The sequence below is a fragment of the Streptomyces sp. NPDC021562 genome, assembly GCF_040640875.1.
GTDB lineage: Bacteria > Actinomycetota > Actinomycetes > Streptomycetales > Streptomycetaceae > Streptomyces.
In genome coordinates this window covers 26,663-43,236 of record NZ_JBFACN010000016.1, presented here as the reverse complement: position 1 = coordinate 43,236, position 16,574 = coordinate 26,663, and the positions used below count along the sequence as shown (strand labels likewise).

Below are 16,574 nucleotides of genomic sequence, written 5' to 3'. Positions count from 1 at the left end.
CCCCGGCCGCGGCTCAGGCGAGCTCGCGGTAGCCGCCCGCGTGGAACAGCAGCGGCCGGCCGGAGCCCAGGGGATGGGCGGCGACGACCCTCCCGAGGACGATGTCGTGGTCCCCGGTCGGCAGCACCCGGTGCGTCAGGCACTCCAGCACCGCGTGCGCCCCGCCCAGCACCGGCGACCGGGTCACGCCCGGGCGCCAGCGCACCGCGCCGAACCGGTCGTACCCCGGCCGGGCGAACTGCCGGGACAGCTCCTCCTGGCCCTGAGCCAGCACGTTCACCGCGAACGCGGTGGCGGCCGAGAAGGGTTCGTGCAGTTGCGACCGGTGCCGGACGCAGAACAGCACGACCGGCGGGGTGAGGGAGACCGAGCAGAACGAGTTGACCGTCATGCCGACCGGTCCTTTACCGGTCGGCACGGTGATCACCGCGACACCCGTGGCGAATTGCCCGAGGACGGCCCGGAGATGGTTGCCGTCCACTTCGGAATCGAGCGCGAACACATCTGTAGTCATGTCGCGAGACTAGCTGGTGAATTCCGGCCGGGCCTCATCCGTAGAGGGCTGAAGAATTCTCCTCCGCACGGGGGAGGTTTTCCTGCCGCAGTGCCGTGGTGGACGGGTGCGGCCGGAGGAAGTGGCCTCGGAAACGGCTCCCTAGAATCACCGGTGAATCCGGAAGTAAAACCGGTAGAACCGGAAGGGAAAGGGGGCGGAATGCGAATCCTCTTCACGTGCGTACCGGGAACCGCGCATTTCCACGCGATGCTGCCGCTGGTCCGGGCGGCGCGCACGGCAGGACACACGGTCGCCGCGGCGACCGCCGAGACGTTCGGGGCGGCCTTCACCCGCGAAGGCATCGAGCTGCTGCCGTCAGGGGTGGACTGGTCCCAGTCCGACCCCACGTCCCTGCCGCAGTTCCACCAGAGCTCCGGGCCTCCGATCAGGGCGTTCGCCGAGGTCGCCGGCATGGGCATGGTCGACGACCTGGTGGCCCACGCCCGCCACTTCGAGCCCGACCTGATCGTGTGGGACGCCATGGAGTTCGGCGGCTGGATCGCGGCCGAACTGCTCGGCCTGCCGCAGGCCGCCGCCGCCTCCGCGATGGGCACCCCGCGCCCGGTCATGCAGGCCATGGCCGGGGAGGCGATCGCGGCCCTGGCCGCCCAGTACCGGCTCCCCGAGGACCCGCAGCTGCACCGCATGTTCAGCCACCTCTACCTGCACCGCAAGCCGCGCACCCTGGACCTGCCCTACGGCGAGCGGCTCGCCCACGAGTTCCGCTACCGGCCCGACATGTTCGACGAACCGGCACCCCCCGCTCCCGGCTGGCTCACCGCCGACGGGGCCCCGCTCGTCCACCTGTCCCTGGGCACGACCTTCGTCGGCACTCCGGCCGCCCGCGCCGTGCACCGGACCGTCCTGGAGGCGCTGGCCGACGAGCCGGTGCGGCTCGTCGTCTCCGTCGGCCGGGGCACCGACCCGGCCGAGTACGGCACCGCGCCGCCCAACACCCGGCTGGTCCCCTACGTCGACCACCGCGCCCTGCTGCCGCACTGCGCCGCGTTCCTCAGCCACGGCAGCTTCAGCTCCGTCCTCGTCGCCCTCGCCGCCGGCGTGCCGCTGTGCTTCCTGCCGATGGGCGCCGACCAGCCGGTGGTCAGCATGCACCTGGCCAATCTGGGACTCGGCGTCAACCTCGCCAACGTGTACACCCCGCCGGCGCCGTCGCTGGACCCCGCCGCCCTGACCCCGGACGCGGTGCGCAAGGCCGTGCGCACCGTGATCGACGACTCCGGGTACGCCGAGGCGGCCTGCCTGGTGCGCGACGACTTCCGCCGGCTTCCTCCCGTCTCCGCGGTGGTCGACCGCCTCGAAGCACTCGCCGACGGGTGAGACGGAATTCCCCGCTCTGCCGCGCACGGTCGTCCTTTCTCCGTCGCACGGGGGAGACGAACCGTCCCCCGTCGGACACGGGGATTCATCACCCGGGCGGGCGACAGGAGCGGGACGGGAAATTAGTTTTTCTCAATCCAGAGAACGAGAAACGGACCGAGGGGGTCGCATGCCAGACCGCGCGCTCATTGTCGCCCGGATGCATCCGGAGAACGCCGAGCACATCGCCAAGCTGTTCGCGGAATCCGATGCGGGCCCGCTGCCCGGCATTCTCGGTGTCCGGCGCAGGCACCTGTTCGGGTACCGGGATCTCTACTTCCACTACGTCGAATTCGACGGGGACCACCGCTCGGCGCTGCGCGAGGCCGCCGGCCGGGAGGACTTCCAGGAACTCAGCCGCCGGCTGCGCCCGCTGGTCGATCCCTACGACCCGGACTCCTGGAAGAGCCCCGGCGACGCCCTCGCCGCCGAGTTCTACCAGTGGACACCGGACAGCGGGGGACGCCGATGACCACCACCGCCGAACCGCCGGTCCTCCTCCCGGTCGACGAGCCGAAATGGGCCCGCTGCCGGGGCTGCGGCAGACCCGCCTACCTGCCGCGGCTGCGCCGGGACCTGGGAGTGTGCCGCGAGTGCGGACACCACGGCCGGCTGAGCGCCGCGGACCGCCTCGACCAGCTGCTGGACCCCGGTTCGTTCACCCCGGCCGACACCCGCCACCGCAGCGTGGACGTCCTCGGCTTCACCGACTCACGGCCCTACACGGACCGGCTGCGCGCCGCCCGGGAGCGGACCGGGCTCGACGACGCCGTGCTCAGCGGCACCGGCGAGATCGCCGGCCGGCCCGTCCTGGTCGCCGTCATGGACTTCGCGTTCATGGGCGGCAGCATGGGCGCCGCCGTCGGAGAGGCCGTCACCGAGGCCGCCGAGCGGGCCCTCGACCTGAGGATCCCGCTGCTGGTGGTCACCGCCTCGGGCGGGGCCCGGATGCAGGAGGGGGCCGTCTCGCTGATGCAGATGGCCAAGACCAGCCAGGCCTTCGCCCGGCTGCGCCGCCACGGCGTGCCCAGCATCTGCCTGCTGACCGACCCCACGTACGGCGGGGTCACCGCGTCGTTCGCCACGCTCGGCGACATCCTGGTCGCCGAGTCCGGCGCCGCCATCGGCTTCGCCGGTCCCGAAGTGATCGCCAAGGCCACCGGGAAGCGGCTTCCGGAGGGGTTCCAGCGCGCCGAGCACCTCCTCGAACACGGCATGCTCGACCGCGTCGAGCCGCGCGCCGGGCTGCGCGGCCTGCTCGGCCGGCTGCTGGCACTGCTGGCCGGCGACCCCCCGACGGACGACGCCCCGGCGGCCTCGGCGGACGCGCAGCCGCTGACCGATCCCGGGGCCCTCACCGCCCGGCCCGCCTGGGACACCGTGCGCACCGCACGCGACCCGCGGCGGCCCACCACCCTGGACCACATCGGCATGGTCGCCGACGACTTCGTGGAACTGCACGGCGACCGCCTCTACGCCGACGATCCCTCCGTGGTCGGCGGCCTGGCGGCCGTCGGCGGACGCACCGTCATGCTGATCGGCCACCAGAAGGGCCACGACACCCAGGAACTGGTCCGCCGCAACTTCGGCATGCCCCAGCCGGAGGGCTACCGCAAGGCCCTGCGGCTGATGCGGCTCGCCGACCGGCTCGGCATCCCCGTCGTCACCCTCGTCGACACCCAGGGCGCCTTCCCGGGGCTCGGCGCCGAGGAGCGCGGACAGGCCTGGGCGATCGCCGAGTCGATCCTCGGCATGGCCGAACTGACCGTCCCCGTCGTCTCGGTGATCCTCGGTGAGGGCGGCAGCGGCGGTGCCCTGGCCCTCGCCGTGGCCGACCGGGTGCTCATGCTGGAGAACGCCTGTTACTCCGTCATCAGCCCGGAGAGCTGCTCGACCATCCTCTTCGGCGACCCCTCGCACGCGGCCCGGGTGGCCGAGGCGCTCCGGCTGACCGCGCCCGAACTGCTGCGGCTCGGGGTGGTGGACGCCGTACTGCCGGAGCCCCCCGGCGGGGCGCAGGCGGCGCCCGCCGTCATGGCGGCGACCCTGCGGCACGCGATCGTCCGGGCCCTGGACGGACCACCCGCCGACCGCCCAGGCGAACCGGCGCGCTCCCGGTACGAGCGGTTCCGGCGGCTCGGCACCGCGTCCGCGCGGACAGGTGGTCACGATGACTGACCGGACGGCGGCGAACGGCGCGGCGGCGAGCAGGATCCTGCTGCCCGACCCCGCCCAGGACCGTGACGAGCAGCGGCTGAGACTGCTGCGCGAGGAGATCGGCAGGCTGGTCCGCGACCTGCCCGGCACGCCCACCGCGGTGACCGGGCGGGTCGGGGAGGCACAGCTGGAGGTCGTCTGGACCCCGGACCCCGCCGCACCGCCGGCCGCTCCCGCGGAGCCGGCCGCGGCCGCGGGGCCGGCCGGGCAGGCCCCGGCCGCCGGACCGCCGCCCGCGCCGGGCCGTACGGTCACGGCCCCGCTGGTCGGCACGTTCTACCGCGCCCCCGAACCCGGAGCCCGGCCGTTCGTCGAGGCGGGCGACCGGGTCGTGGCCGGCCAGACGATCGGCATCGTCGAGGCGATGAAGCTGATGAACCACGTCGCCTCCGAGTGGGACGGCGTGGTGGCCGAGGTCCTGGCCGAGGACGCCATGGCCGTGGAGTACGGGCAGGCACTCCTGCGCATCGAGCCGGACGAGACCTGAGACAGGGCTGGGGGTGTCATGTTCCGCAAGATCCTGATCGCCAACCGGGGTGAGATCGCGCTGCGCGTCGCCCGTGCCTGCCGGGAGCTGGGCGTGGCCAGTGCCGCCGTGTACTCCACGGCGGACGCGCGGTCCGCGGTGGTGCGGTTCGCCGACGAGGCCGTGCACATCGGCCCGCCGCCGGCCAAGCGCAGCTATCTCGACGTGCCCAACGTCATCGAGGCGGCACTGAAGTGCGGGGCCGACGCGATCCATCCGGGATACGGGTTCCTGTCCGAGGACGCCGACTTCGCCGAGGTGTGCCAGGACAACGGCATCACCTTCGTCGGCCCGCCCCCCGAGGTCATGCACCGCATCGCCGACAAGGCGACGGTGCGCGGCCTGATGGCCGGAGCGGGGCTGCCGGTGCTGCCGGGCTCCGAAGGCACCGTCGCCACCCTCGCCGAGGCCCGGGAGATCGCCGACGCGATCGGCTTCCCGCTCGTGATCAAGGCGGCGGCGGGCGGCGGCGGCCGCGGTATCGCGGTCGTGCACCAACCGGACGACCTGCCGGCCGTCTTCCGGGAGACCCGGGCGACGGCGCAGGCCCTGTTCGGCGACCCGAACGTCTACGTGGAGCGGTACCTGCCCGCGGCGGCCCACGTCGAGGCGCAGATCCTGTGCGACGGCCGGGGCGCCGTCCTGCACCTGGGCGAGCGCGACTGCTCCCTGCAGCGGCGCCGGCAGAAACTGGTCGAGGAGACGCCCTCGCCCAGACTGTCCGCCGGACAGCGCGAGGAGATCGGCCGGTACGCCGTCGCCGCCGCCCGCGCGGTGGGCTACAGCGGCGCCGGAACCGTGGAGTTCCTCGCCGACGAGGCCGGCCGGCTGACCTTCATGGAGATCAACGGCCGTATCCAGGTCGAGCATCCGGTCACGGAGATGGCCACCGGTATCGACATCGTCGCCGAGCAGATCCGGGTCGCGGCCGGGGAGCCGCTCACCCTCACCCAGGACGACACCGTGGTGCGCGGGGTCGCGATCGAGTGCCGGATCAACGCCGAGGACCCGGTACAGGGGTTCCGGCCGACCCCGGGGACGCTGGACGTGTTCCGGCCGCCGGCCGGGCCGTTCGTCCGGACCGACTCCGGCTTCGCCGAGGGCGACACCGTCCCCGCCCACTACGACTCGCTGCTGGCCAAGGTGATCGCCTGGGCGCCCACGCGGGAGCGGGCCGTCGCCCGGCTCACCCGCGCGCTGGAGGAGTTCCAGGTGGAGAGCGGCCAGGTGGCCACCACGATCCCCCTCGTACGCGACCTGATCGCCCAGCCGGAGTTCCTGGCCGGGACGCACTCGACGCTGTTCGTGGACCGGTTCCTGGCCCGGCGGGCGGAGGCCACGTGATGAGCCGACTGGAACTCACGGCCCTGTTCCCGGCCTGCCGCGACGGCCGCAACGTGGTGCTGGTGCTGCCGGTGGAGCGGCTGTGCGAGACCACGGTGCGCAGCGCCGCGGCGTACACCCGCGACCGGGGCGGGACCCTCACCTTCGCCCTGGTCATGCCGTGGCCGCCGCCCATGGGTGCGGGCGCCGTGGCGCTGCCCTACGGCGAGCTGTGGTTCGACTACGAACTGCGGACCGACATGGACCTGTCGGAGATCCTGTACGACACCGACGTGCCGTGGACCCTGGTCCCGGTGTTCCACGTGTCCCGGGACATCCCGTACCTGGCCGGATCCGTCGGCGCCGGCGTCGTCCTGATCCCGGACAGCGGCCGCTCGGGCTGGTTCTCCCCGGCCCGGCGCAGGGCGCGCCGGCTCGCCGTCGAGGTGTCCCGGCGCACCGGTGCCGCGGTGCACTCCGTGCCGGTCCCGTGGCACGAAGGGGTCATCCCCAAGGACTCGCCCGTCTGACCCGGAAACCGGCCGTGCGGAGGAGAAGGAACTCCGCACCTCGGAGGAGGTGGAATTCCGACAGCCGGAGGAAGCGTCCGAACTCGTTTCGGCAGTAATTTCTTATCCAGCGAAAGGGGAGGGTTGAATGTCGTCCAGCGGCCCCACGAAAAACGACTCTGATTTCGACGTGGTGATTCTGGGATCGGGAATCGCCGGTGCCACGCTCGGGGCCATTCTGGCCCGTAACGGAGCGTCGGTCCTGCTGATCGACGCCGGCACGCATCCGCGGTTCGCGGTGGGCGAGTCCACCACCCCGCACACCCTGGTGCTCTTCAAGCTGCTGGCGCGCCGGTACGGCGTCCCGGAGCTGGAGATGCTCACCTCCTACGAGAGCTGCCTCCAGGAGATGGGCACCTCCAACGGCATCAAGCGGCACTTCGGGTTCATGGTGCACCACGAGGGACAGGAGCCCGACCCGCGTGAGGTGAACCAGTTCAACGCCCCCGCCAAGCTGAACCAGTCGAGCCATCTGTTCCGGCAGGACAGCGACGCCTACCTGTTCTACGCCGCCGTGCGCTACGGCTGCACCGCCCGGCAGGGCTACCGGGTGACCGACGTGGAGTTCGGCGACGACCAGGTGACCGTCGTCGGGCAGGACGGCAGGCGCCACACCGCGCGCTACCTCGTGGACGCCAGCGGGTTCCGTTCGCCGCTCGCGCAGAAGCTGGGGCTGCGGGAGGAGCCGGCCCGGTTCAAGCACCACTCCCGTTCCCTGTTCACCCACATGGTGGGCGTGAAGACCACCGACGAATGCCTGCGCATGCCGCTGGAGGAGATGCCCCCGGTGCCGTGGTTCCAGGGGACCATGCACCACATGTTCGAGCGCGGCTGGTTCTGGGTCATTCCCTTCAACAACGAACCGCGCTCCCGCAACCAGCTCGTCAGCGTCGGCCTCACCTTCGACGAACGCCGCTATCCCAAACCCGCCGACCTGACGCCCGGCGAGGAATTCGCCCGGCACGCGGCCCGTTTCCCGGCGGTGGAACGGATATTCGCCGACGCCCGCCCGGTACGGGAATGGGTGTCGACCGACCGGCTGCAGTATTCCTCGTCGCGGACGGTCGGTCACCGCTGGTGCCTGATGTCGCACGCGGCGGGATTCCTCGACCCGCTCTTCTCCCGTGGCATATCCAACACGGCGGAGGTCATCAACGCGCTGTCCTGGCGGCTGCTCGCCGCGCTCAAGGACGACGACTTCTCGACCGACCGGTTCGCGTTCGTGGAACGGCTGGAGCAGGGCCTGCTCGACTTCAACGACGCGATGGTCAACAGTTCCTTCGTCGCCTTCGAGAACTACGAGTTGTGGAACGCCGTGTTCCGCGTGTGGGCGTACGGCGGGGTCCCGGGCAACCTGCGCCTGGAACGGCTCATCGACGCCTACGAACGCACCGGCGACGACAGCGTGTTCGGCGCGCTGGAGGAGGGGCCGAACGTCGGTCTGTGGTGGCCGGACCAGCCCGGTTACCGCGAGCTGTTCGACCACATGGTCCGGCTCTGCGACCAGGTCGACGCGGGCACGCTCGACGCGACGGAGGCCGGCCGCGACCTCATGGAGCGCATCGCCACCGCCGACTTCGTCGCGCCCGGCTTCGGCTTCCGCGAGCGCGACGCACGCTTCGTCACCCCGACCAAGCAGATGCTCAAGGACATGATGCGGTGGATCGCCACCGACGCCCCGGAGAACATGCGCCACCTCGCCCAGGGCTTCGACTTCGCCGCACCGCCCGGCCGCTGAGCGCACCTTCCGCACCCACGGCAGGTCCCCTCGACGGGACCCACAGCCGGATCCGCAGCACGACCCCACCCCGTTTTCCGTCAAAGGAGAAGCACCCATGGGCGTCCCCGTTTCCGACCAGGACCTGATCGGCATGCTGCTCGCCGTCGGCGCCGACCGTTCCCTCACCGTCGCCGACCTCGACAGCACCTTCGAAGAGCTCGAACTGGACTCGCTCGCAAGGGCCGAGTTCGCCGCCAAGCTGAAGGAGCGCACCGGCGTCGACGCCGAGGAGCAGACCACCGCCGACGCCACGCCCAACGCGGTCCGCCTGACCGCCGCCGGCGACGCTCCCGTCACCACGGGCCGGTGACCGGAGCATGCCCGGACACACGGACAACGAGATCGTCGTCGACGCACCCCTCGACTTCGTCTGGGAGATCACCAACGACGTCCGGAACTGGCCGGACCTGTTCACCGAGTACTCCGCCGTGGACGTGCTGGAGTCCGGCCCCGACTCGGTCACCTTCCGGCTCACGATGCACCCGGACGAGGACGGGAACGTCTGGTCGTGGGTGTCGCGCCGCGAGACGGACCGCGCCACCCGCACGGTGCGGTCCCAGCGGATCGAGACCGGCTTCTTCGCGTACATGCACCTGCGCTGGACCTACGAGCCGGTCGACGACGCCCGGACCCGGATGCGCTGGCAGCAGGACTTCACGATGAAGCCGCAGGCACCCGTGGACGACACGGCGATGCAGGAGCGTCTGAACCGCAACACCGCCATCCAGATGAAGGCCGTCAAACACGCTCTGGAGGCGCGCCGTTCCCGCGTCGTCGGCGTCGGCGACGTGCCCGCCAACCGCAGGCGCGGCGCGGACCTGCGCACCCAGCTGTCGCCCGGCACCGTCGGCACGACCTGCGGGTTCTCCGGAACCGTGCGGCTGGAGCCCGGCGAGGTGATCACCGAGCACTACCACCCGTACTCGGAGGAGTTCATCCACGTGGTGGAGGGCCGGCTCAGGGTCGACCTGGGCGAGGAGCGCCGGACGGTCGATGCCGACCAGGCGGTGTTCGTGCCCAGGAACGCCCGGCACCGCATCGTCAACGAGTCGGACGCCGCGGTCCGCGTGGTGTTCTTCCTCGGCCCGCTGGCGCCCAGGCCCGACCTCGGGCACGTCGACACCGAGACCCTGGCCGAGTGGCAGGCGGGGGCCGCGGTATGACCGGCAACGGCGCCCGCCGCCCGCGCAGGGTCGTCGTCACCGGCATCGGCGCCGTGGCGCCCGGCGGCAGTACCCGCGAGGACTTCTGGGCCAGGATCGTCAGCGGGAAGCCGGCGACCCGCCGGGTGACGTTCTTCGACGCCTCGGAGTACCGCTCCCAGGTCGCGGCCGAGGCCGACTTCGACCCGGTCGTGGCGGGCCTGACCCCGCAGGAGATCCGGCGCAACGACCGCTACGGGCAGTTCGCCCTCGTGGCCGGGTCCGAGGCGGTGGCCGACGCCGGCCTGGACACCGGTGCCTGGAACGGCGAGCGCGCCGGAGTGCTCCTCGGCAGCGCCGTCGGCGCCACCATGCGGCTGGAGGACGAGTACGTCGTCCTCAGCGACCACGGCCGCCGGTGGGAGGTCGACGGGCGGTACGCGATGCCGTTCATGTACGCGGTCTTCGTGCCGTCCGCCGTCGCCACCGAAGTGGCCATCAGGCACGGCGCCCACGGCCCGTCGGCGGTCGTGTCGACGGGCTGCACCTCGGGCATCGACGCCATCGGCCTCGCCGCCCAGCAGATCGAGGAGGGCACCGTCGACGTGATGCTCTGCGGCGGCAGCGAATCCCCCATCTCGCCCATCTCGTACGCCTGTTTCGACGCCATCCGGGCCACCAGCCCGCGCAACGACGACCCCGAGGGCGCTTCCCGGCCCTTCGACGCCGACCGGCAGGGATTCGTCATGGGAGAGGGCTGCGCGGTGCTCGTCCTGGAGGAGCTGGAGCACGCCAGGCGGCGCGGGGCCCACGTCTACTGCGAGGTCACCGGCTACGCGAGCCACGCCAACGCCTACCACATGACCGGCCTGCACCCCGACGGAGTGGAGATGAGCCGGTCCATCGACGAGGCGATGGTCCAGGCCGGGCTGAACCCCGAGGACATCGGGTACATCAACGCGCACGGCTCGGGCACCAAGCAGAACGACCGGCACGAGACCGGGGCGTTCAAGCGCAGCCTGAACGGAGCGGCGTACCGCATCCCCATCAGCTCGATCAAGTCGATGATCGGGCACTCGCTCGGGGCCATCGGCGCCCTGGAGATGGCCGCGTGCGCGCTGGTGATCGACCGGGACGCCATCCCGCCGACCGCGAACCTCACCACGCCGGATCCCGAGTGCGATCTCGACTACACCCCGCTGACCGCACGCGAGGCGCACGTCGACCACGTCCTGTCCGTCGGCAGCGGCTTCGGCGGGTTCCAGTCCGCGATGGTCTTCTCCCGTCTGAAGGAGCTGTGACGCCCATGCCAGCGACGACCGAAGCCCGCCGCCGGGCGGTGATCACAGGCATCGGAGTGGTGGCGCCGACGGGCCTCGGCGTCGCCGAGCACTGGAAGACCACGCTTGCGGGCCAGTGCCGGATCGCGCCGTTCACCCGCTACCCGGACACCTCGCCGATCCGGCTGGCCGGCCAGGTCGAGGACTTCGACCCGGCCGAGCACATCAGCAACAAGTTCCTCGTGCAGACCGACCGCTGGACCTGGTTCGCCCTCGCCGCGGCCGACCACGCCCTCGGCGACTCGGGGCTCGACCTCGCCGCCCTGGACCCGTTCGACGTGTCCGTGGTGACCGCGAGCGCCTCCGGCGGCAACGAGTTCGGGCAGCGGGAGATCGAGGCCCTGTGGGCCCGGCACCCGTCCGCGGTCAGCGCCTACCAGTCCATCGCGTGGTTCTACGCGGCCAGCACCGGGCAGATCTCCATCCGCCACGGCCTCAAGGGCAGCTGCGGCGTCCTCGTCGCGGACAGCGCCGGGGGCCTCGACGTCCTGGCGCAGGTCCGCCGGAACATCGAGCGCGGCGGAGTCGCCGTCGTGGCCGGCGGCACCGAGGCCCCGCTCACGCCGTACGCCCTGGTCTGCCAGAACGACCTCGGCCGCTTCAGCCGGGCGTCCGAACCGGCGGCGGGCTACCGGCCGTTCGACGCCGCGGCGACGGGTTACGTCCCCGGGGAGGGCGGCGCCGTGCTGGTCGTCGAGGAACTGGCGGCGGCCCGGGCCCGGTCCGCCTCCGTCTACGCGGAGGTGCTGGGGCACGCGGCCACGCACGACGCCTACCACCCCTACGATCCCGCACCGGACGGGCGCCAGCTCGCCCGGGCGATGTCCGAGGCGATCGGCCGGTCGGGACTGACTCCCGAGGACGTCGACGTGGTCTTCGCGGACGCCGCGGGTGTCGCCGACGCCGACGCCGCCGAGGTGCGCGCCCTGCACACGGTCTTCGGGGACCGGGCGCGGGAGGTCCTCGTCACCGCGCCGAAGTCCATGGTCGGGCGGCTCTACTCGGGCGGCCCCCCGCTGGACGTGGCCTGGGCCTGCCTCGCCCTCACCCACGGCGTCGTACCGCCCACCGTGCACCTCGACCCGGCGTCGGCCGGACACGGCCTGAACTTCGTGGTGGAGCCGGTGCGTCCGGCCCGGCTGCGCACGGTGCTCGTGGTGGCCCGCGGCGTCGGGGGCTTCAACAGCGCGCTGGTCCTCGCCGCACCCGGCACCGCCGGGGAGCCGTCGTCCGCGCCCACCGAGGAACGACGAGGAGGAGTGTCCCGATGACCGACGTCATCACCGCACCCCTGCCGGAACTCGACGCCGACGGCGTGTTCGCCCGGCGCAGCGGTCACGAGCAGGTGGTGTTCTGCCAGGACGAGACCAGCGGTCTGCGGGCCATCATCGCCGTGTACTCGACGGCGCTCGGCCCGGCCCTGGGCGGCACCCGGTTCTACCCCTACCGCGACGAGACGGCCGCGCTCACCGACGTGCTGCGGCTGTCCCGGGCGATGGCCTACAAGAGCGCCGTCGCCGGACTGGACCTGGGCGGCGGCAAGGCCGTCATCATCGGGGATCCCCAGCGCGTCAAGACGGAGGCGCTGCTGCGCGCCTACGGCAGGTTCGTGCAGTCCCTCGGCGGACGGTACGTGACCGCGTGCGACATCGGCACCACCGAACGGGACATGGACGTCGTGGCCCGCGAGTCGCGGCACGTCACCGGGCGCAGCCGGGAGGCGGGCGGGGCCGGCGACTCCTCCGAGCTGACCGCGTACGGGGTGCTGCAGGCGATGCTGGCCGCCGCCGAACACACCTGGGGCGAGGCGGACCTGACCGGACGGCGGATCGGCGTCGAGGGCGTGGGCAAGGTGGGCCGGCGCCTGGTCGGCCGGCTCGTCGAGGCCGGCGCCTCGGTGCTGGTCGCGGACCCCGACCGCGCCGCCGTGGCCGCCGTGCTCGCCCGGCACCCGCAGGTGACCGCGGTGGCCGACGAGCACGCGCTGCGCCGCGCCGACATTGACCTCTACGCCCCCTGCGCGCTGGGCGGATGCCTCGACGAGTCCACCGTGTCGGAGCTGCGCGCCGAGATCGTCTGCGGCGGGGCCAACAACCAGCTCGCCACCGAACGGGTGCAGAAGCTCCTGTCCGACCGCCGGATCCTGTACGTCCCCGACTACGTGGCCAACGCCGGCGGCCTGATCCAGGTGGCCGACGAGATCGACGGCTTCGCGTTCGGCCGGGCGAAGGCGCGGGCGGCCCGGATCTTCGACACCACCCGCGCGGTCCTCGGCCGGGCGGCCGCCGACGGCATCCCGCCGACGACCGCCGCCGACAGGCTGGCGCAGCAGCGCATGTCCGAGATCGCCGCCCTGCGGTCGATCCACCTCTCCGCCTGACACCGACGCGAAGCCGAGAGGAGACGACGATGTGGAGCTCACTGCTGACGTTCCTGGGCCTGCTGGGCAGCGGAATCCAGGCGGGCGCACTGCTCATGGTCCTGTACGGGGTGTGCCCGACGTTCCGGCGGCTTCCCGTGCCGGAGTGGATGTCGCTGCACGTTTCGCTGGACCGCAGCATCGAGCGGTACATGCCCGCCGTCAACCTCACGACGGGCGGGGCGACCCTGCTGCTGCTGTTCACCGCGCAGGACCCGGCCGCGCGCCTGCTGCGCGGGCTCGCACTGGCCTGCAACATCGCGCTGGCGCTGATGTCCGAACTGGTCAACGTCCGTATCAACAAGGCGATCGCGCGCCGGGTGGCCGCAGCGGCACCGGCCGCACCGGCCGCCGCCGGCGGTGTGCTCACCGTCCCGCCGCCCGACGAGGCGGAGGAACGGCGCCTCGTCGCGGTCCGCGAGCGCTGGATCCACTGGCACCGGTGGCGAACCCTCGACATCGTCCTCGGCTTCGCCCTGCTGGTGACGGCCCTGCTGACGGTGTCCGGCTGAGCCCGTGCCCCGCCCCTCCACAACCCGAGAATTGGAGTACGCGTGAGGATCACCGTCATCGGATGCGGCTACCTGGGCGCCACCCACGCGGCCTGCATGGCCGACCTCGGGCACGAGGTGCTCGGCGTGGACGTCGACCTGGAGAAGACGGCCGCGCTCGCGGAGGGACGGCCGCCCTTCTTCGAACCCGGCCTCGCGCGGATCCTGGCGCGCGGTGTCGCCGACGGCCGGCTGCGGTTCACCGACTCCTACGCCGAGGCGGCCGAGTTCGGGGAGCTGCACTTCCTGGCCGTCGGTACCCCGCAGCGGTCCGACGGACGTGCCGACCTGCGGCAGTTGACCTCGGCGGTGGGCGAACTCGCCCCCCATCTGCGGCGCCCCTGCGTGGTGGTGGGGAAGTCGACGGTTCCGGTCGGGACGGCCGAGGCGCTGACCGGCATGCTCCGGCGGCTGGCACCGGCGGGCGCGGCCGCCTCGCTCGCCTGGAGCCCGGAGTTCCTGCGCGAGGGCCACGCCGTCGAGGACACGTTGCGCCCCGACCGCCTGGTCATCGGACGGGCCGAGGGCGACACCCGCTCCGCCGCGGCCCTGCGCGAGGTGTACCGCGCGCTCGTCCTCGCCGGGGTGCCGACCGTGGAGACCGACCTGGCCACCGCGGAACTCATCAAGACCGCGGCCAACTCCTTCCTCGCCACGAAGATCTCCTTCATCAACGCCATGGCGGAGGTCTGCGAGGCCGTCGGCGCGGACGTGTGGCAACTCGCGGACGCGCTGGCCCACGACTCCCGCATCGGCGGGCAGTTCCTGCAGCCCGGCCTCGGGTTCGGCGGGGGATGCCTGCCCAAGGACATCCGCGGCTTCGCCGCCCGTGCCGAGGAGGTCGGGGCCGGCCGGGCGCTGGCCTTCCTGCGCGAGGTGGACGGCATCAACGTCCGGCGGCGCGAGCGCCTGGTCGAGCTCACGGTGCAGGCCTGCGGCGGGACGCTGGACGGCCGCAGGGTCGGCGTGTGGGGCGCGGCCTTCAAACCGGGCACGGACGACATCCGGGACTCGCCCGCACTCGCGGTCGCCGCGGCCCTGCGCGAGCGCGGCGCCGAGGTCGTCGTGTACGACCCGCGGGCCCTGGACAACGCGCGCAAGACCTTCCCCGGCCTGGAGTACGCGGAGTCGGCGACCGCCGCGGCCGAGGGGACGGACGCGCTGCTGCACCTCACCGAATGGCGGGAGTTCGGCACGGTCGACCCCGCCCCGCTGGCCGCGCGGGTCCGGTCGGCGCGGCTCGTGGACGGCAGGCCCGGCCTGGACCTGGACCGCTGGCGCGGCGCGGGCTGGATCTGCGACGTGCTCGGCCGCGGCGAGACCCGTCCGGGGACGGCCGCACCGGGCCTGGACGGGAGGACGGAAATTGACGTGTAGGAACGCTATATGTACCGTCGCTACTGATCGACCGCACCTGTCGCCCGTCGTCATCACGGGCGTGCGCGCTCGCACCGGGAGAGGAAGGCAATGGGGGCTCTTGGACTCGCGCGGCTGGAATTCGCGCTCACGGTGGTCTTCCACTACCTGCTCGTCGCCCTGACACTCGGCCTGGTCCTGCTCGTCGCCCTCACCTACACCCGCTGGGTGCGCACCGGGGACCCGGTCTTCGAGCGCATGACCCGCTTCTGGGGACTGCTGTACGTGATCAACTACGCGGTCGGCATCGGCGCGGGTCTCGCGATGGAGTTCCAGCTGGGCATGAACTGGTCCGGGCTGGAGGACGCGGCGTCCGGTGTGTTCGGCGCCCCGCTGGCGGTGGAGACGGTGGTGGCCTTCTTTGCCGAGTCGACCTTCCTCGCCCTGTGGATCTTCGGCAGGCACCGGCTGCCGAAGAAGACCCACCTCACCCTGCTCTGGCTGGTCGTGGCCGCCGCCTACATGTCGGCCGTCTGGGCGCTGATCGCCAACGGCTTCCTGCACCACCCCGTCGGCTACCGCAAGCACGGCTCGGAACTGGAACTCACCAGCCCCGTCGCCCTGATCACCAACTCCAACGCCTGGATAGCGATCGGCCACACAGCCGGCGCCGCCGTGCTCACCGGCGGCTTCTTCATGCTCGGCGTCACCGCCTACCTCCAGCGGCGCGGGCGCGCCGACCGCGAGTTCCTGCGCAGGTCGTTCCGCACCGGAGCCCACGCGGCCTGCTGGGGCGCCGTCGTCACGGCCGGCCTCGGTGCGCTCCAACTCGAGGCGGTCACCAAGAAGCAGCCGGTCAAGTTCGCCGCGTTCATCGACTCCCAGGAGAAACTCAGCGCCTACGCGGCCCAGTTGCGCCAGCAGTTCGGGCAGGTCGACATGCCGCCGGCCACACTGGTGCGGTACGCGGCGCTGACCATGATGGTGATCGGCCTGCTCGCCCTCATCGTCGGCGTCTGGTCCCTGGTCGCCGTCCGCAAGGACCGGATCCTGTCCTCCCGTGTGCTGACCTGGCTGCTCCTCCCGATGACGGCCCTGCCCTTCGTGGCCAACATCGCCGGCTGGGTCTTCCGCGAGGTCGGCCGGCAGCCGTACACGGTCTACCGACTGCTCAGCACCGAGGAAGCACTGACGCCTTCGCTCACCGTCGGCCAACTCACCTTCTCCCTGGCGGTGTTCGTCACCGTGGTGGCCGTACTGCTGGTCCTCGACTGGGTCCTGCTGGCCCGGGTCGCCCGGCGCGGACCGACCGAGGACACCGGTCTGTGGACCGGCAGCATGGCGGACGACCTGCCGTCCGATCCGCAGGACGACGACCGCGACGTCGCCGTACTGGTCTGAGTACCGAAAGAGGAGAG

16 protein-coding genes are annotated in these 16,574 nt (G+C 72.2%); 15 read left to right on the top strand and 1 reads right to left on the bottom strand.

Features of this window, described 5'->3' with window-relative positions:
- Window positions 1-13: 13 nt before the first annotated feature.
- Window positions 14-514, bottom strand: a complete 501-nt coding sequence (locus tag AB0G52_RS24740) for a flavin reductase family protein (protein WP_132888628.1) — start codon at window positions 512-514, stop codon at window positions 14-16.
- A 201-nt stretch (window positions 515-715) separates the two neighbouring features.
- Here AB0G52_RS24740 and AB0G52_RS24735 point away from each other — a divergent pair, with 201 nt between their 5' ends.
- The 15 genes from AB0G52_RS24735 to AB0G52_RS24665 all read left to right on the top strand — a co-directional run bounded on the left by AB0G52_RS24735 (window position 716) and on the right by AB0G52_RS24665 (window position 16,557).
- Window positions 716-1,894 (top strand): glycosyltransferase, encoded by a 1,179-nt coding sequence (locus AB0G52_RS24735; protein ID WP_132888629.1) that lies wholly within the window; start codon window positions 716-718, stop codon window positions 1,892-1,894.
- Between the two features lie 169 nt (window positions 1,895-2,063).
- Entirely contained in the window at window positions 2,064-2,405 is a 342-nt protein-coding gene (locus AB0G52_RS24730) for a TcmI family type II polyketide cyclase (RefSeq protein WP_132888630.1), read from the top strand.
- Window positions 2,402-4,111, top strand: coding sequence for an acetyl-CoA carboxylase carboxyltransferase subunit alpha (locus AB0G52_RS24725; RefSeq protein ID WP_132888631.1), 1,710 nt, complete (start codon window positions 2,402-2,404; stop codon window positions 4,109-4,111). Before AB0G52_RS24730 ends, AB0G52_RS24725 begins: the two co-directional genes overlap by 4 nt.
- Window positions 4,104-4,637, top strand: a complete 534-nt coding sequence (locus tag AB0G52_RS24720) for a biotin/lipoyl-containing protein (RefSeq protein ID WP_132888632.1) — start codon at window positions 4,104-4,106, stop codon at window positions 4,635-4,637. Before AB0G52_RS24725 ends, AB0G52_RS24720 begins: the two co-directional genes overlap by 8 nt.
- Window positions 4,638-4,655: 18 nt before the next feature.
- A complete protein-coding gene (locus tag AB0G52_RS24715) occupies window positions 4,656-6,020 on the top strand; it encodes an acetyl-CoA carboxylase biotin carboxylase subunit (protein WP_132888633.1) in 1,365 nt (454 codons plus the stop codon).
- Complete coding sequence (locus AB0G52_RS24710; protein ID WP_132888634.1) at window positions 6,020-6,529, top strand: hypothetical protein; 510 nt, start codon at window positions 6,020-6,022, stop codon at window positions 6,527-6,529. Before AB0G52_RS24715 ends, AB0G52_RS24710 begins: the two co-directional genes overlap by 1 nt.
- A 169-nt stretch (window positions 6,530-6,698) precedes the next feature.
- Window positions 6,699-8,306, top strand: coding sequence for a tryptophan 7-halogenase (locus AB0G52_RS24705; RefSeq protein ID WP_361338689.1), 1,608 nt, complete (start codon window positions 6,699-6,701; stop codon window positions 8,304-8,306).
- A 97-nt stretch (window positions 8,307-8,403) separates the two neighbouring features.
- The gene (locus AB0G52_RS24700; protein ID WP_132888636.1) at window positions 8,404-8,658 is read left to right on the top strand and encodes an acyl carrier protein; all 255 of its coding nucleotides are present in this window, start codon (window positions 8,404-8,406) and stop codon (window positions 8,656-8,658) included.
- Between the two features lie 7 nt (window positions 8,659-8,665).
- The gene (locus tag AB0G52_RS24695; RefSeq protein WP_132888637.1) at window positions 8,666-9,511 is read left to right on the top strand and encodes a cupin domain-containing protein; all 846 of its coding nucleotides are present in this window, start codon (window positions 8,666-8,668) and stop codon (window positions 9,509-9,511) included.
- Window positions 9,508-10,791 (top strand): beta-ketoacyl-[acyl-carrier-protein] synthase family protein, encoded by a 1,284-nt coding sequence (locus tag AB0G52_RS24690; RefSeq protein ID WP_132888638.1) that lies wholly within the window; start codon window positions 9,508-9,510, stop codon window positions 10,789-10,791. The genes AB0G52_RS24695 and AB0G52_RS24690 overlap by 4 nt, the downstream gene beginning before the upstream one ends.
- A gap of 5 nt (window positions 10,792-10,796) precedes the next feature.
- Window positions 10,797-12,101, top strand: a complete 1,305-nt coding sequence (locus tag AB0G52_RS24685; RefSeq protein WP_361338684.1) for a beta-ketoacyl synthase N-terminal-like domain-containing protein — start codon at window positions 10,797-10,799, stop codon at window positions 12,099-12,101.
- Entirely contained in the window at window positions 12,098-13,210 is a 1,113-nt protein-coding gene (locus AB0G52_RS24680) for a Glu/Leu/Phe/Val dehydrogenase dimerization domain-containing protein (protein ID WP_132888640.1), read from the top strand. The genes AB0G52_RS24685 and AB0G52_RS24680 overlap by 4 nt, the downstream gene beginning before the upstream one ends.
- 29 nt (window positions 13,211-13,239) lie before the next feature.
- The gene (locus tag AB0G52_RS24675) at window positions 13,240-13,761 is read left to right on the top strand and encodes a DUF1772 domain-containing protein (RefSeq protein WP_132888641.1); all 522 of its coding nucleotides are present in this window, start codon (window positions 13,240-13,242) and stop codon (window positions 13,759-13,761) included.
- 42 nt (window positions 13,762-13,803) lie between these two features.
- Entirely contained in the window at window positions 13,804-15,177 is a 1,374-nt protein-coding gene (locus AB0G52_RS24670) for a UDP-glucose/GDP-mannose dehydrogenase family protein (RefSeq protein ID WP_207921703.1), read from the top strand.
- 90 nt (window positions 15,178-15,267) lie between these two features.
- Window positions 15,268-16,557, top strand: coding sequence for a cytochrome ubiquinol oxidase subunit I (locus AB0G52_RS24665; protein WP_132888642.1), 1,290 nt, complete (start codon window positions 15,268-15,270; stop codon window positions 16,555-16,557).
- The last annotated feature ends 17 nt before the right edge of the window (window positions 16,558-16,574 follow it).

Bases quoted from the DNA above. Each gene is read 5' to 3' on its own strand.
- AB0G52_RS24685 (WP_361338684.1), top strand. From the start codon at position 10,797: ATGCCAGCGACGACCGAAGCCCGCCGCCGGGCGGTGATCACAGGCATC.
- AB0G52_RS24740 (WP_132888628.1), bottom strand. From the start codon at position 514: ATGACTACAGATGTGTTCGCGCTCGATTCCGAAGTGGACGGCAACCAT.
- AB0G52_RS24680 (WP_132888640.1), top strand. From the start codon at position 12,098: ATGACCGACGTCATCACCGCACCCCTGCCGGAACTCGACGCCGACGGC.
- AB0G52_RS24715 (WP_132888633.1), top strand. From the start codon at position 4,656: ATGTTCCGCAAGATCCTGATCGCCAACCGGGGTGAGATCGCGCTGCGC.
- AB0G52_RS24725 (WP_132888631.1), top strand. From the start codon at position 2,402: ATGACCACCACCGCCGAACCGCCGGTCCTCCTCCCGGTCGACGAGCCG.
- AB0G52_RS24730 (WP_132888630.1), top strand. From the start codon at position 2,064: ATGCCAGACCGCGCGCTCATTGTCGCCCGGATGCATCCGGAGAACGCC.
- AB0G52_RS24695 (WP_132888637.1), top strand. From the start codon at position 8,666: ATGCCCGGACACACGGACAACGAGATCGTCGTCGACGCACCCCTCGAC.
- AB0G52_RS24710 (WP_132888634.1), top strand. From the start codon at position 6,020: ATGAGCCGACTGGAACTCACGGCCCTGTTCCCGGCCTGCCGCGACGGC.
- AB0G52_RS24700 (WP_132888636.1), top strand. From the start codon at position 8,404: ATGGGCGTCCCCGTTTCCGACCAGGACCTGATCGGCATGCTGCTCGCC.
- AB0G52_RS24675 (WP_132888641.1), top strand. From the start codon at position 13,240: ATGTGGAGCTCACTGCTGACGTTCCTGGGCCTGCTGGGCAGCGGAATC.
- AB0G52_RS24665 (WP_132888642.1), top strand. From the start codon at position 15,268: ATGGGGGCTCTTGGACTCGCGCGGCTGGAATTCGCGCTCACGGTGGTC.
- AB0G52_RS24720 (WP_132888632.1), top strand. From the start codon at position 4,104: ATGACTGACCGGACGGCGGCGAACGGCGCGGCGGCGAGCAGGATCCTG.
- AB0G52_RS24735 (WP_132888629.1), top strand. From the start codon at position 716: ATGCGAATCCTCTTCACGTGCGTACCGGGAACCGCGCATTTCCACGCG.
- AB0G52_RS24690 (WP_132888638.1), top strand. From the start codon at position 9,508: ATGACCGGCAACGGCGCCCGCCGCCCGCGCAGGGTCGTCGTCACCGGC.